Here is a 14,423-nt window from a genome sequence, read left to right on the forward strand (position 1 = left end):
GAGCTCTCGTGCCGCTGAGGGTTCCCTCCGGATGCCGTACGCAATGTGCCGTACCGACGAGGAGGGCTGTCGGGTCGGAGCCGATCGGGCCACCGACCGGGCATCCTCATTCGTGCGGCCCGTCGAATTTACTCGCCGGGCGCATTACCACCATACCCCGGAATCGCGCACATGCGATGGCCGATTTGGTCACGTAGTCGTCGTCACACTGGTTGACCAGGGACTTCCCTCGTGCTGTGAGCGGGCTATTGTGCGCTTCATGACGACGCCTGACAACGCCGCTGAGAAGCCCGCCGAGGCCCCCGCCGACACCGCCCCCGCGGCCACCGGAGTCGCCGCGCAGAACTGGGACACGGCCTCGGCCGAGCCGCAGTACCGCGCCGCGGTCGTGGACCTGCTGGGAGCGCTCGCGTACGGCGAGCTCGCGGCGTTCGAGCGGCTCGCGGAGGACGCCAAGCTGGCGCCCACGCTCAGCGACAAGGCGGAGCTGGCGAAGATGGCGTCCGCCGAGTTCCACCACTTCGAGCAGCTGCGGGACCGGCTCTCCGCGGTCGGCGCGGAGCCGACGCAGGCGATGGAACCCTTCGTCGCCGCGCTCGACGGCTTCCACCGGCAGACGGCTCCCTCGGACTGGCTGGAGGGGCTCGTCAAGGCGTACGTCGGCGACTCGATCGCCAGTGACTTCTACCGCGAGGTCGCGGCCCGCCTCGACTCGGACACCCGGCAGCTCGTCCTCGGCGTCCTCGACGACACCGGTCACGCCGGCTTCGCCATCGAGAAGGTGCGCGCCGCGATCGACGCCGACCCGCGGGTGGGCGGCCGGCTCGCGCTGTGGGCGCGACGGCTGATGGGCGAGGCCCTGTCCCAGTCGCAGCGCGTGGTCGCCGACCGCGACGCCCTGTCGACGATGCTCGTGGGCGGCGTCGCGGACGGTTTCGATCTCGCGGAGGTCGGCCGGATGTTCTCCCGGATCACCGAGGCGCACACCAAGCGGATGGCCGCACTCGGCCTCGCCGCCTAGGGCTCAGCTCGGCCGACTAGGGGCGCGGTTCACGGTCGCGGGAGCGGGGTCTGCGGAACGGCTTACGCCGTCGCCGAGCGGCGGCGAAACCGCTCCTCGGGGCGGAGCAGCAGCGACAGCAGCGCCGCGGAGACGGCCGCCGCGCCGAGAAGGATGACCAGGAAGTAGCCGGAGCCCAGCGTCGTGTGCGTCAGGAAGGCGCCGAACAGGGCTCCTGCCACGCCGGTCGACAGGACCAGACTGCGTGCCGGCAACCGGTGGGGCAGGCGGTACGAGGCCGCCCACGCCAGCGCGAAACCGAGCAGCGCGGAGCCGAGCGCTTCCAAGAACATGGTGAAGGTCCCTCCCGCACGGCCGGTGCAAATCGGTCGTAGCCGGTCCTACCCCTGACGTGCGGAACGCAACCCTCCCCTGTGCCCGGCATGTGCTCCATCTGTGGACGCGCCGGGTGCACGGGACAGCGCGCCCCGGCGGTCGGCGGTCGGCGGCAGCGGGGGGCGGTACGCGGTTTCGGCGGTGGTACGGGGTTTCGCCGGTGGTACGGGGCCGGGCGCGCGCCGGAGCAGGCGCGGGCGGCGCCGGTCGGGCCAGGGTCTGCCGGACGGGAGCGGGCTACGAGAGCCGGACGGCGGCGGGCCGAGCGAAGAGGCCGGGAGCGGGCTGCGCGACGCGGACGACGGCGGGCCGCGCGAAAAGGCCAGGAGCGGGCCGCGCGAAGCGGACGGCGGCGGGATGCGAGAGCCGGACCGGAGCGAAGTGCGCCAAGCGGGACGCGATGCGTGAAGGGCCCGGTGACACGTCACCGGGCCCTTCACCCACCACTTCGTTGCTCTGTCGCGCTGTCGCCCTACAGAGCGCTGAATCCGACCTTGCGCTGCGTGGGCTCGCCGAGCTCCACGTACGCCAGCCGGTCGGCCGGAACCAGGACCTTGCGGCCGTGGTCGTCCACGAGGCTCAGCAGCTGCGACTGGCCGGACAGCGCCTCGGACACCGCGCGCTCGACCTCTTCCGGTGTCTGACCGCTCTCCAGAACGATCTCGCGGGGCGCGTGCTGCACGCCGATCTTGACCTCCACGGCTTTGTCCCTCCGACGGTCAGTCATGTGCGCGTTCGTACGCGCCGTACGCAGCACACATTAGCCCGGCGAGGGGAGGTGCACGCTCCGCCCGGGAACGCCAGGAGCGAACAGCCGACGGGAACAAAGAAGCGGCCGAGGGGTGCGCCCCCGGCCGCTTCCTGCGTGTCGGTGATTCGGTGGGTCACTGGTGATCGGTGCCGTGCAGCGGGAACCCCGCGATCCCCCTCCAGGCGAGCGAGGTCAGCAGCTGGACCGCCTGGTCGCGCGGGACACTGCGGTCACTGTGCAGCCAGGAACGGGCCACCACCTGGGCCAGACCGCCGAGGCCCGAGGCGAGGAGCATCGACTCGGCGCGCGAGAGACCGGTGTCCTCCGCGATGACGTCGCAGATCGCCTCGGCGCACTCGTGCGTCACCTTGTCGACGCGCTCGCGCACCGCCGGCTCATTGGTCAGGTCCGACTCGAAGACCAGCCGGAAGGCGCCGCCTTCGTCCTCCACGTAGGCGAAGTAGGCATCCATGGTGGCGCGGACGCGCAGCTTGTTGTCCGAGGTCGACGCGAGAGCCGTCCGCACCGACAGGAGCAGCGACTCGCAGTGCTGGTCGAGCAGGGCGAGGTACAGATCGAGCTTGCCCGGGAAGTGCTGGTAGAGAACCGGCTTGCTGACGCCCGCGCGCTCGGCGATGTCGTCCATGGCGGCCGAGTGATATCCCTGCGCAACGAAAACTTCCTGGGCGGCGCCGAGGAGCTGGTTGCGTCGGGCACGGCGCGGCAGGCGAGTGCCCCGCGGGCGTGCTGCCTCTGTCTGCTCGATGGCTGTCACGCCGCCTCCCAAAATTGTCCACGTGCGGTGTGCGCCGCGCCGCCATCGTACTTTTCGGTAACCGTGCTGTGTGCGGTGCGAGCGCAGAATTTCACGGACCGGACGCCGACGGGACGGCGCACAGTGTGCCGAAGGGGACGAGCTGGGCACCTGGCCGTCCCGACGGCCCTGATCAGCGGTGTCACGTCACCTGTAGTCGTCCTCGTTCAGTCGGACGACCCGGGACTGCTCGGCGAGATCCGCATCATCGGCGTTCAGGCGGTCGCCCGGGGGTTCCGGGTCGACCTCTTCCGCGGGATCCAGCTCGGTGGACTGCTCGACGGCGTCGGCCTCAGGGGTCTCCGTGTCGAGGATTTCCCGGAACTGGTCGTCGAATGTTCCGGGGTCTGTCGGGTCGACTGTCATGGTTCCTCTTCCCGAACGGTACGAGTGCGCTCCTGATGTACGTACGAGTGCCCTCGTTCGAAGCCTAGGAGACACGCGATCCGGACGCTATGCGATCCGCTCGCGATCTGTGACCGCGAACACATGAGCCCCCGCGTGATCGTCTCGTAACATTGCGGCATGTCTTCGACCGAACTCCCTTCCGCACCGGCCGCCACCGTCATGCCGAGGGTCGGCGCCGTCAGGGTCGCGGAGGGGGAGCGACTGCGATCGGTCGGGCTGCCCGGCATCACGCTGACGATCCGGTCGAGACCTCCGGCCCGGGAGAACCTGCCGTCCGCGCTGTACGTGCACGGTCTGGGCGGTTCCTCGCAGAACTGGTCGGCGCTGATGTCCCTGCTCGACGGGCTCGTGGACAGCGAGGCCCTCGATCTGCCGGGCTTCGGCGACTCGCCGCCACCGGACGACGGCGACTACTCGGTCACCGGCCACGCGCGGGCGGTCATCCGTTATCTCGACGCGTCCGGACGAGGCCCCGTACACCTTTTCGGCAATTCGCTCGGCGGAGCCGTCACGACGCGCGTCGCGGCCGTCCGGCCGGATCTCGTCCGGACGGTCACGCTGGTCTCCCCGGCGCTGCCCGAGATCCGCGCGCAGCGCACCGCGTGGCCGACCGCGCTGCTCGCGGTGCCCGGGGTGGCGGGGCTGTTCACCAAGCTCACCAAGGAATGGAGCGCTGAGCAGCGCGTACGCGGGGTACTGGCCCTCTGTTACGGCGATCCGGGCATCGTGACGCCCGAGGGGTTCCGTGACGCGGTCGAGGAGATGGAGCGGCGGCTCGCCCTGCCCTACTTCTGGGACGCCATGGCACGCTCCGCGCGCGGGGTGGTGAACGCCTACACGATGGGCGGCCAGCACGGACTGTGGCGTCAGGCCGAACGGGTGCTCGCCCCGACGCTCCTGGTCTACGGCGGACGCGACCAACTTGTCGGCTACCGTATGGCGCAGCGCGCGGCCCGTGCCTTCCGCGACTCCCGGCTGTTGTCCCTGCCGGAGGCGGGGCACGTCGCCATGATGGAGTATCCGGAGACGGTGGCCACCGCCTTCCGTGAACTCCTGGCGGACCTGGGAGAGTTGACCTCTTCGGTGGCAATCGGCGCGGAGAGCTGAGGCGGGAAGTGGGACGACACAGTCGTCGGGGGCGGGCCGGCAGGACGGACACCTCGCAGACGCGAGCGGTTCCGGCAGAGGAAGCGGCGTCCGCTCCGGCGCAGGGCCCGGACGACGCCCGCCGCGCGGCGACACGCCCGCCCGGCCCCCTGGGTCCCTACCCGTCGGCGGGCGGGAGCCCGCAGCGAGGCGCACCGGAGCGAGGCGCACCACATTTCGACGACGGGACTCCGGCACACGGTTTCCCGCGGACGGCCGACGGCACTCCCGCGCGTGGGGTGCCACGCTTCCAGGAGGGCACCCCGGCGCACGGCGTGCCGCGTTTTCCCGACGGGACTCCGGCACACGGCTTCCCGCGGATGACCGACGGCACTCCGGCGCGCGGGGTGCCGCGATTCGCGGACGGGACTCCGGCACAGGGCGTCCCGCGTTCGGACGGCGGCACCCCGGCGCGTGGGGTGCCGCGTTTTTTCGACGGGACTCCGGCGCACGGAGTGCCGCGTCTTCCGGACGGGACTCCGGCGCACGGAGTGCCGCGTCTTCCGGACGGGACTCCGGCGCACGGAATGCCGCGTCTTCCCGACGGGACCCCCGCCCACGGAATGCCGCAGGTGCGGGGCGGTCATCCCGAGCAACGTGAACAGGGCGGCGGCTGGGGAGAGTCCAGGGCTGGTGGGGCTCCGCAGGGCGCGCCTCCCGGGCCCCGGGTCCCCCGGCAGCGTCAGCAGGCCGTGACGGCCCCCCGGCAGGCGTACGTCGACGCGTTCGACCTCGACACGTCGGAGAGCGGCGACCTTCCCGAGCCTCGCGGCGGCGCGGCGGGACGGACGAGCGGCCCCCGTGCCGCCGGTCCTCAGGGCTCCGCCGCCGACTGGAACGCCCGGTCCACCGAGACCGGTGAGCGGCCGCTGCCGGAGACCGACGAGCAGGACGAGGGCAAGGCCCGCAAGGGATGGGCCTTCACCGGGATCGCGGCGGCCGCCGTCACCACCGTGCTGGCCGTCGTCGTGGCCGGACAGATGACCTCGGGACATCACGACACCGGTGCGCGGACGGAGTCCGCCGACAGCGGCGCCGGGCGGGCGACCCAGGATTCCGCCTCGCGCGGAGACGACCGGCCGACCCAGTCGGGGCAACCGAACGTGGCCGCGGCGGCCCTGACGTACGACCAGAAGATGGCCAGGACGTACCCGCTCGGCGCGAAGCTCAAGGCGTCGGGGAAGTTCGAGGCGGTGCCCGGAGTCGCCAAGGCGCCCGGCAAGGGGCGCAAGTACACCTACCGCGTCGACATCGAAGAGGGCCTCGGTCTCGACGGCGCGCTCTTCGCCGAGGCAGTGCAGAAGACCCTGAACGACGGACGGAGCTGGGCCCACGGCGGCGCCCGCACCTTCGAGCGGGTCGACTCCGGCAAACCGGACTTCGTCATCACGCTGGCGAGCCCGGGCACCACCGCCGAGTGGTGCGCCAAGTCGGGGCTCGACACCACGGAGGACAACGTGTCGTGCGACTCGGCGTCCACCGAGCGCGTCATGATCAACGCGTACCGCTGGGCCCAGGGCTCCAAGACCTACGGCTTCGGCGACAAGATTCACTCCTACCGGCAGATGCTGATCAACCACGAGGTCGGCCACCGCCTCGGATACGGGCACGTCAGCTGCAGCAAGGACGGCGATCTCGCCCCGGTCATGCAGCAGCAGACCAAGTTCCTCGACCATGACGGAATCCACTGTCTGCCCAACGCCTGGCCCTATCCCAGGAGTTGACAGGGAGCGCTCGGGCCGCGTTGACATGCGCCGAAAGATCGTTCATATTTTTCCGCATGTCGCCCCGTCACGCCTCCGTTCGCGCAGCTCTTGAGCTGGCGCTCTTCGGCGTGACCGCGCTCTGCGTGGCCGACATTCACTGTTGCTGACGCCCGCCCCCGGCGAGTGCGTCGCTTTCCTTCACGTCTTGTTTCCGTGCGTTCCCGAACCTCCGCGGTTCGGCGCGCCCGTGCCTCTTTCGGTCCGGTCGGACTCCGACGCCTGACGCCCTGGGCGAGCTCTGCGCTCCTCTGTCTCACTCCGCGTCATTCCGTCTCAGTATTCGAGTCATCCGAGAGGTCGTCTTCCGATGCGTCAACCGTCCGTCATAGCGCGCCGCGTGGCCGCGGCATCCGTCAGCCTGGTCGTGGCAGCGGGCGCCGCCGCCTGCGGGCCGAAGGACAGCGATGCCAAGAGCTCCGGTGGCGACTCCCAGCCCCACAAGGGCGGCACGCTCACCGTCCTGAACGCCAACCCGCAGCAGGACTTCGACCCCGCGCGGCTCTACACCTCCGGCGGCGGCAACGTGCCCTCGCTCGTCTTCCGTACGCTCACCACCCGCAACCGCGAGAACGGGGCCGCCGGCGCCCAGGTCGTCCCCGACCTCGCCACCGACACCGGCCGCCCGAGCAAGAACGCGACCGTGTGGACGTACACCCTGAAGAAGGGCCTCAAGTACGAGGACGGCACGCCGATCACGTCCGCCGACATCAAGTACGGCATCGAGCGCTCCTTCGCCGCCGAACTCTCCGGGGGCGCGCCCTATCTGCGGGACTGGCTGATCGGCGGGGCCGGCTACCAGGGGCCCTACAAGGACAAGAAGGGCCTCGACTCGATCGAGACGCCGGACGAGCTGACCCTCGTCTTCCACCTGAACAAGCCCGAGGGCGAGTTCCCCTACCTGGCCACGCAGACGCAGTTCACGCCCGTCCCGAAGGCCAAGGACACCGGGACGAAGTACGAGGAGCACCCGGTCTCCTCGGGTCCGTACAAGGTTGTCAAGAACGAGAACGACGGCGAGCGCCTCACCCTGGAGCGCAACACCTACTGGTCCGCGTCGACCGACGCCGAGCGCAAGGCCTACCCGGACCGGATCGACGTACGGTCCGGCCTGGACTCCTCCGTGATCAACCAGCGGCTGTCCTCCTCCCAGGGCGCGGACGCCACCGCCGTCACCACGGACACCAACCTCGGCCCGGCGGAGCTCGCCAAGGTGACGGGGGACAAGGCGCTGGCCTCGCGCGTCGGCACCGGGCACTTCGGCTACACGAACTACCTCGCCTTCAACCCGAAGGTGAAGCCGTTCGACGACCCGAAGGTGCGCCAGGCGATCTCGTACGCCATCGACCGCAGCTCGGTGATCAACGCCGCGGGTGGCTCGTCGCTCGCCGAGCCCGCCACGACGTACCTGCCGAACCAGAAGTCCTTCGGCTACACGCCGTACGACCTGTTCCCGGCGGGCGCGTCCGGCAACGCGGCCAAGGCCAAGGAGCTGCTGGCGCAGGCGGGCCACAAGAACGGCCTGACCATCACGCTCACCCACTCCAACAGCAAGGACTTCGAGACCAGCCCGGAGATCGCGACCGCCGTCCAGGACGCGCTCAAGAAGGCCGGCATCACCGTCAAGCTCCAGGGTCTCGAGGAGAACGACTACAGCGACAAGATCCACAGCACCACGTCCGAGCCGGGCTTCTTCCTCGCCCACTGGGGTGCCGACTGGCCCTCCGGCGGCCCCTTCCTGGCCCCGATCTTCGACGGTCGGCAGATCGTCAAGGACGGAGCCAACTTCAACTCCGGCTTCCTCAATGACAAGTCGGTCAATGACGAGATCGACGCGATCAACAAGTTGACCGATCTTGACGAGGCCGCCAAGCGTTGGGGCGCACTGGACAAGAAGATCGGCGAGCAGGCCCTGACCGTCCCGCTGTTCCACCCGGTCTACAAGCGCCTGTACGGCGAGGGCGTCAAGAACATCGTGATCAGTGACTGGACCGGCGTTCTGGACATCTCCCAGGTCGCGGTGAAGTAGCACCGTGAGCGAGGCACTTGTCGCCTCCTCGGCCCCCGTGACGGACGTGTCCGTCACGGGGGCTTCGGGGGCCCGTCAGTTCTGGCGGCGGCTGCGTGCGCAGCGCGCCGCCCTCGTCGCGGCGGCCGTCGTCGCGCTGCTCGTCCTGGTCGCGCTCGCCGCACCGCTGCTCACGGCGATCGAGGGCCAGGACCCCACCACCTACCACCCCTCGCTGGTGGACTCCGCGCGCGGCGGTGTCCCCGTCGGCCCGCTCGGCGGCATCGGCGCCGGTCACTGGCTCGGCGTCGAACCCCAGACCGGCCGAGACCTGTTCGCCCGCCTCGTGTACGGCGCCCGGGTCTCCCTCGGCGTCGCGCTCGCGGCGACCATCGTGCAGGTCGTCATCGCCGTCGTCGTGGGCGTCGCGGCGGCGCTCGGGAACCGATGGGTTGATCAACTGTTGAGCCGCGTCACCGAGATCATCGTCGCGCTGCCGTTGATGATCATGTCGCTGGCGCTGCTGGCCATCGTGCCCGGCAGCTTCCCGCGTCCCGTACTCGTCGCCCTCGTCATCGGCCTGATCGCCTGGGGCACGCTCGCGAAGATCGTGCGCGCGCAGACGCTCACGCTCAAGCAGCTGGACTACGTCGCCGCCGCGCGGCTCAGCGGCTGGGGCACCTGGCGGATCGCCCGCCGTGATCTGCTGCCGGGCCTCGCCGCCCCGCTCATCACGTACTCCGCGCTTCTCGTGCCCGCGAACATCGGCGTCGAGGCCGCCCTGTCGTTCCTCGGCGTCGGCGTGAAGCCACCGACGCCGTCCTGGGGACAGATGCTGACCGCCGCCGACGTCTGGTACCAGGCCGCGCCGCAGTACCTGCTGCTGCCCGCCGGCGCGCTGTTCGTCACCGTCCTCGCCCTGACCGTCCTCGGCGACGGCGTGCGCGTCGCCCTCGACCCGCGCGCGGCTTCCCGCCTGCGCGTCGGCACGGGCCGCAGGCGCGAGGCCAAGGCCGACGCGAGCGCGGGCGTACCCACCGGCGGCGGCACGGGGCTGCCCGGGCAGGACGCCGGAACGCCCCCGCGGGGCGCGGGTGCGCCCCGGCCGGGCTCGCCCTCCGACGAGACGAAGGAGGCCACGGCATGAGCGGCTTCGGCGGGTTCGTCCTGCGCCGTGCCCTCGGCACCGCGGTCACCCTCTTCGCCATCTCGGTGATCATCTACGTCGTCTTCTACGCCACCCCCGGCAACGTCGCCCAGATCACCTGCGGCCCGCGCTGCTCACCCCTCCAGGTGCACCAGGTCGCCGAGCAACTGCATCTCGGGGACCCGCTGTACGTGCGTTACTGGCACTTCCTGGAGGGGATCCTCGTCGGGCAGGACTACTCGACGGGCACCTCCGTCCAGCACTGCCCGGCGCCCTGCCTCGGGCTGTCGTACCAGACCGACCAGCAGGTCACGCGGCTGATCCTGACGAAGCTGCCGGTCAGCCTGTCGCTGGTGTTCGGCGCGATGGCCGTATGGCTGGTTCTCGGCGTCGGCACCGGCGTGCTCTCGGCGTGGCGGCGCGGCCGGATCAGCGAGCGGGTGCTGACCGGCCTCACCCTGGCCGGCACGGCGACGCCCGTCTTCGTCATCGGCCTTATCCTGATGATCGTCGTCTGCGGCCAGCTGGAACTGCTGCCCTTCCCGCAGTACGTGAACTTCTCCGACGACCCCGAACAGTGGGCGTGGAACCTGGTGCTCCCCTGGCTCTCGCTCGCCCTCGTCGAAGCCGCCGCGTTCGCCCGGCTGACCAGGGCCTCGATGCTGGAGACGCTCGCCGAGGACCACATCCGGACCTTCCGCGCGTACGGCGTGGGCGAGCGGTCGATCATCGGGCGGCACGCCGTCCGGGGAGCGCTCGCCTCGATCATCGCGCTGAACGCCAACACCTTCGGCTCGGCGGTCGGCGGCGCCGTGCTCACCGAAACACTCTTCGGACTGCCCGGCATCGGCCAGGAACTGGTGCACGCGGTGAACGTCGTCGACCTTCCCGTGGTCGTCGGCATGGTCCTGGTCATCGGCTTCTTCGTGGTCATCGCCAACGCCGTCGCGGACGTGCTCTACGCGGTGGCCGACCGACGGGTGGTGCTGGCATGAGCGACTTCTCCACGACTCCTTCCACGATTTCTTCGGCGGCCTCTTCCCCGGCTTCCGCCGAGGCCGCTTCCCTGGCTTCCGTCCAGGTCGCTTCCCCGGCTTCTTCCGCTGACTCCGTCCCGGCCGCCGCCCCTCTGGTCGAAGTGAGCGACCTCGTCGTCGACTTCGGGGACCTGCGCGCCGTGGACGGGCTCTCCTTCCGGCTGGAGAAGGGCGCCGCGCTGGGCCTGGTCGGCGAGTCCGGCTCGGGCAAGTCCACGGTGGCGTCGGCGTTGCTGGCGCTGCACCGGGGGACCGGAGCGCGCGTCGGCGGCACGGTCCGGGTGGCCGGTGTCGACGTACAGCGGGCGTCCGACGACGAACTGCGTCGGCTGCGCGGCGGAAAGGCCGCCATGGTCTTCCAGGACCCGTTGTCCTCCCTCGACCCGTACTACGCCGTCGGCGACCAGATCGCCGAGGTGTACCGGGTGCACACCAGCGCGTCCCGGCGAGCGGCACGCGCGCGTGCCGTGCGGGTACTGGACCGCGTAGGCATCCCCGACGCGGCACGCCGGTCCCGCTCGCGCCCGCACGAGTTCAGCGGTGGCATGCGCCAGCGAGCGCTCATCGCCATGGCCCTGGCCTGCGAACCCGAGCTCCTGATCGCCGACGAACCGACCACGGCCCTCGACGTGACCGTCCAGGCCCAGATCCTCGACCTTCTGCACGACCTGCGGCAGGAGACCGGGACGGGGCTGCTGCTGGTCACCCATGACGTCGGGGTCGCGGCCGAGAGCGTCGACGAGATCCTGGTGATGCGTCACGGACGCGCGGTCGAGCACGAGCCGGTCGCCGCCGTCCTCGGCGCACCCCGGGAGCCGTACACCCGTGAACTCCTCGGCGCCGTCCCCCGCGTGGACACACCTCGCGTGGTCGAGCGGGCCGGGCAGGAGGACGGCGCCGGACCGGACGCGGGCGCACGGCCCGTCGACAGCGACGTCGTCCTCGAAGCGGTCGGGCTCCGGCGGGAGTTCGGGCGCGGCAAGCAGCGGTTCGCGGCCGTCGACGACGTGTCGCTGAGCGTCCGCCGGGGCGAGACCCTCGGCATCGTCGGCGAGAGCGGCAGCGGGAAGACGACCCTGGGAAGGATGCTGGTGGGGCTGCTGGAGCCCACGGCCGGCGTGGTCCGCCACGAGGGGCGCGAACAGTCCGGCGTCCGCCCCTCGGTGCAGATGGTCTTCCAGGACCCGGTGTCGTCCCTCAACCCCCGGCGGAGCGTGGGCGAGTCCATCGCCGATCCGCTGCGGGCGCGCGGGACGGGGGTCCCCCCGCTCGGGCGAAGCCGGGAGTGGGGGAGGGACGAGGCACGCATTCGAGGGCGCGTACGGGAACTGCTGGAGCGCGTGGGGCTCGAAGGCGCGCACTACGACCGCTACCCGCACGAGTTCAGCGGCGGACAGCGCCAGCGCATCGGCATCGCGCGGGCACTCGCCGCCGAGCCGCACGCCATCGTGTGCGACGAGCCGGTCTCCGCGCTCGACGTCACCACACAGGCCCAGGTGGTGGCCCTGCTCGGTGAGTTGCAGCGGGAACTCGGGCTCGCGCTGGTGTTCGTGGCCCACGACCTCGCGGTCGTACGCCAGGTCAGCGACCGGGTGGCGGTGATGCGGCGCGGCCGGCTCGTCGAGTACGGTCCCGCCGACGAGGTCTACGAGAGCCCGCGGGACCCGTACACCCGGCAGCTGCTGGCCGCCGTACCGGCACTCGACCCGGAGATCGCGGCGCGGCGCCGCGCGGAGCGCAAGGAGCTGTCCCCGGCCTGATACGAGGTCCCCGGGCCGGCGAAAACGTGCCTGCTTGATCTCGTAGCGCGACGAAACGCGGCCTGCGCGGGAAAGTTACGACCGTTCACCCCTTTTGGTGGTGCGATGGACAACCGTCCGTCGCACCACCGCCTTGTCCGCATACGTTCGTCCCGCTGCGAGCCGCCGGGTCAACGGCGGCTCCCCATACGGGAGATCGGGGGTGTGCTCGTGCGCATCGGACTGCTGACGGAGGGTGGCTATCCGTATGTGAGCGGTGACGCCGGACTCTGGTGCGACCGGCTCGTGCGCGGGCTCGGGCGACACCAGTTCGACATCTACGCGCTCAGTCGCACGGAGCGCCAGGAGGACCGGGGCTGGGTCCAGCTGCCGCCCCAGGTCGGCCACGTACGCACGGCACCCCTGTGGACGGCGCCCAGCGACGGGGTGGTGTACGGACGCCGGGCCCGGCGCCGGTTCGCCGAGGCATACGGGGAACTCGCGGCGGCGGTGTGCGGAGGGCCGGAAGCCGCGGGCGCGGAAGTCTCCGCGGACCCGGCGGATTCCGTCGGCGCCGAGGCGGACCGTTTCGCCAGTGCTCTGTACGGGCTGGCCGAACTCGCCCGGGACGAGGGCGGACTGGTCGGCGCCCTGCGCTCCGAGAGCGCGGTGCGTGCCCTGGAAGGCGCCTGTCGAGCGCCCGGCGCACTCCGCACGGCCCGCACCGCGCGCGTACCCGATCTGCTCACCGTCGCCGCGCACATCGAGCGCACCCTGCGCCCCCTCTCGCTGGACTGGTACGAGGACGACGCGCTCGGTTCGGCCGACCTCTGCCACGCCGCGGCCGGCGGAGCGGCGGCGCTGCCCGGTCTCCTCGCCCGGCACTTCCTGGGCGTCCCGCTGCTGGTCACCGAGTACGGCGTGCAGCTGCGGGCGCACTACCTGTCCGCCGCGACCCTCGAAGCGGCCCCCGCCGTCCGGGCGCTGCTCGCCGCCTTCCACGGCCGGCTCGCCACCGAGGTCTACCGCGCCGCCGCACTCATCACGCCCGGCAACGCGCACGCCCGCCGTTGGCAGGAGCGCTGCGGCGCCGACCGCGCCAAGCTGCGCACCGTCCACCCCGGCATGGAGGCCGCGCGCTTCGCGGACGTCGGGGAGGCCGTGCGGGGCAGCCGGTGCGCGGACCCCGACACGCTGGTGTGGGTCGGCCGCATCGAACCGTCGAAGGACCTGATCTCCCTGCTGCACGCCTTCGCCGAGATCCGCAAGGCCGAGCCGACGACCCGGCTGCGGATCGTCGGCGCCCCCGCCGAAGGCCCGGACGGCGCGACCTACCTGGCCCACTGCAAGGCGCTGGCCGCGCAGCTCTTCCCGGACGAGGCCGAGGGGGTGCACGCGGTCGGCGACAACCCGGTCTCCTTCGAGGAGATCGGCGGTCCGGAGGTCCCGAGCCTCGCGGAGGCCTACGCCTGCGGAGCCCTGGTCGTCCTGTCCAGCGTCGTCGAAGGCTTCCCGGTCAGTCTCGTCGAGGCCATGCTGTGCGGCCGGGCAACCGTCTCCACGGATGTGGGCGCCGTCGTCGAGGTCATCGGCGGTACGGGGCTGGTGGTTCCGCCGCGCAATCCGCGGGCGCTCGCGGAGGCGTGCGTGGCGCTGCTGCGCGATCCCGAGCGCCGTGAGCGTCTGGGCGCGGCCGCCCGCGCACGCGCCCTCGAACTCTTCACCGTCGAGCAGAACGTCACGGCATTTCACGGCATTTACCTGGAGATCGTCTCGCACTCCCCGGTGCGTCGGGTCATCGTGGACGACGAGGGGGAGCCGTTGCCCTTCGGAGTCCCCGCCGAGGTCCATGTGCCCGGTCGCTGGACCGAGAACCGCTTCATGACCGCGGGGACCGCGTGCCGACCGCGCTGGGCGCAGGCGGCACCGGTACGAGCCACCGTGCCCACGCCCACGCCGACGTCCGCGCCCGTGCCCACGCCCGTGCCCCTGCCCGTGCCGGTGTCCGTTTCCGTGGGGGAGGGCGCGTGACCATCGACAGTGCCGGACCCGACGCCCCGAGCGGGCTCGGCGACCCGGGCGAACCGGACGGGTCTACGCCATCGGCGAGCCCCGGCACCCGGGCCGAGCGGTCAGTACGCGACACCGGTTCACTCCGTGGCGGCGACTCGACAGGTGACGGCTCCCACGGCGCGCGCAGGCCCACCGGGCGCC

General features: G+C 71.5%; 13 protein-coding genes. 9 read left to right on the forward strand and 4 right to left on the reverse strand.

From position 1 onward, the window contains the following. Positions 1–259 precede the first annotated feature (259 nt). A complete protein-coding gene (locus ACZ4N5_RS04505) occupies positions 260–1,021 on the forward strand; it encodes a ferritin-like fold-containing protein (protein WP_467755645.1) in 762 nt (253 codons plus the stop codon). A gap of 62 nt (positions 1,022–1,083) precedes the next feature. Here ACZ4N5_RS04505 and ACZ4N5_RS04510 read toward each other — a convergent pair whose 3' ends face one another. From ACZ4N5_RS04510 to ACZ4N5_RS04525, 4 genes are all read right to left on the reverse strand, one after another. Then, positions 1,084–1,353: a hypothetical protein gene (locus tag ACZ4N5_RS04510; protein WP_467755646.1), complete on the reverse strand. Its 270-nt coding sequence runs from the start codon at positions 1,351–1,353 to the stop codon at positions 1,084–1,086. Positions 1,354–1,868: 515 nt separating this feature from the next. Continuing rightward, the gene (locus tag ACZ4N5_RS04515) at positions 1,869–2,096 is read right to left on the reverse strand and encodes a DUF3107 domain-containing protein (protein WP_365874769.1); all 228 of its coding nucleotides are present in this window, start codon (positions 2,094–2,096) and stop codon (positions 1,869–1,871) included. A 184-nt stretch (positions 2,097–2,280) separates the two neighbouring features. Continuing rightward, a complete protein-coding gene (locus ACZ4N5_RS04520) occupies positions 2,281–2,922 on the reverse strand; it encodes a TetR/AcrR family transcriptional regulator (protein ID WP_467755647.1) in 642 nt (213 codons plus the stop codon). Positions 2,923–3,108: 186 nt separating this feature from the next. After that, positions 3,109–3,327 carry a hypothetical protein gene (locus tag ACZ4N5_RS04525; protein WP_467755648.1) on the reverse strand — a complete coding sequence of 73 codons (219 nt, stop codon included), beginning with the start codon at positions 3,325–3,327 and terminating at the stop codon, positions 3,109–3,111. 159 nt (positions 3,328–3,486) lie between these two features. Between ACZ4N5_RS04525 and ACZ4N5_RS04530 the strand changes: the two genes are divergently transcribed. The 8 genes from ACZ4N5_RS04530 (at position 3,487) to ACZ4N5_RS04565 (ending at position 14,240) form a co-directional block, all read left to right on the forward strand. After that, positions 3,487–4,476, forward strand: a complete 990-nt coding sequence (locus tag ACZ4N5_RS04530) for an alpha/beta fold hydrolase (RefSeq protein ID WP_467755649.1) — start codon at positions 3,487–3,489, stop codon at positions 4,474–4,476. Positions 4,477–5,207: 731 nt separating this feature from the next. After that, on the forward strand, positions 5,208–6,239 hold the full coding sequence (locus ACZ4N5_RS04535) for a DUF3152 domain-containing protein (protein ID WP_467755650.1): 1,032 nt from the start codon (positions 5,208–5,210) through the stop codon (positions 6,237–6,239). Between the two features lie 56 nt (positions 6,240–6,295). Continuing rightward, positions 6,296–6,388 carry an Ms4533A family Cys-rich leader peptide gene (locus tag ACZ4N5_RS04540; RefSeq protein WP_328553587.1) on the forward strand — a complete coding sequence of 31 codons (93 nt, stop codon included), beginning with the start codon at positions 6,296–6,298 and terminating at the stop codon, positions 6,386–6,388. A gap of 200 nt (positions 6,389–6,588) precedes the next feature. Then, the gene (locus tag ACZ4N5_RS04545) at positions 6,589–8,307 is read left to right on the forward strand and encodes an ABC transporter substrate-binding protein (RefSeq protein WP_467755651.1); all 1,719 of its coding nucleotides are present in this window, start codon (positions 6,589–6,591) and stop codon (positions 8,305–8,307) included. A 4-nt stretch (positions 8,308–8,311) separates the two neighbouring features. Continuing rightward, positions 8,312–9,433, forward strand: coding sequence for an ABC transporter permease (locus ACZ4N5_RS04550; protein ID WP_467755652.1), 1,122 nt, complete (start codon positions 8,312–8,314; stop codon positions 9,431–9,433). Next, entirely contained in the window at positions 9,430–10,428 is a 999-nt protein-coding gene (locus ACZ4N5_RS04555) for an ABC transporter permease (protein ID WP_467755653.1), read from the forward strand. Before ACZ4N5_RS04550 ends, ACZ4N5_RS04555 begins: the two co-directional genes overlap by 4 nt. Then, the gene (locus ACZ4N5_RS04560; protein WP_467755654.1) at positions 10,425–12,230 is read left to right on the forward strand and encodes a dipeptide ABC transporter ATP-binding protein; all 1,806 of its coding nucleotides are present in this window, start codon (positions 10,425–10,427) and stop codon (positions 12,228–12,230) included. The genes ACZ4N5_RS04555 and ACZ4N5_RS04560 overlap by 4 nt, the downstream gene beginning before the upstream one ends. A 210-nt stretch (positions 12,231–12,440) precedes the next feature. Next, positions 12,441–14,240, forward strand: a complete 1,800-nt coding sequence (locus ACZ4N5_RS04565) for a DUF3492 domain-containing protein (RefSeq protein WP_467755875.1) — start codon at positions 12,441–12,443, stop codon at positions 14,238–14,240. Positions 14,241–14,423: the final 183 nt, after the last annotated feature.

The organism is Streptomyces sp. NPDC026500 (genome assembly GCF_055567635.1).

Bases quoted from the DNA above. Each gene is read 5' to 3' on its own strand.
- ACZ4N5_RS04555 (WP_467755653.1), top strand. From the start codon at position 9,430: ATGAGCGGCTTCGGCGGGTTCGTCCTGCGCCGTGCCCTCGGCACCGCG.
- ACZ4N5_RS04545 (WP_467755651.1), top strand. From the start codon at position 6,589: ATGCGTCAACCGTCCGTCATAGCGCGCCGCGTGGCCGCGGCATCCGTC.
- ACZ4N5_RS04525 (WP_467755648.1), bottom strand. From the start codon at position 3,327: ATGACAGTCGACCCGACAGACCCCGGAACATTCGACGACCAGTTCCGG.
- ACZ4N5_RS04540 (WP_328553587.1), top strand. From the start codon at position 6,296: ATGTCGCCCCGTCACGCCTCCGTTCGCGCAGCTCTTGAGCTGGCGCTC.
- ACZ4N5_RS04505 (WP_467755645.1), top strand. From the start codon at position 260: ATGACGACGCCTGACAACGCCGCTGAGAAGCCCGCCGAGGCCCCCGCC.
- ACZ4N5_RS04560 (WP_467755654.1), top strand. From the start codon at position 10,425: ATGAGCGACTTCTCCACGACTCCTTCCACGATTTCTTCGGCGGCCTCT.
- ACZ4N5_RS04510 (WP_467755646.1), bottom strand. From the start codon at position 1,353: ATGTTCTTGGAAGCGCTCGGCTCCGCGCTGCTCGGTTTCGCGCTGGCG.
- ACZ4N5_RS04530 (WP_467755649.1), top strand. From the start codon at position 3,487: ATGTCTTCGACCGAACTCCCTTCCGCACCGGCCGCCACCGTCATGCCG.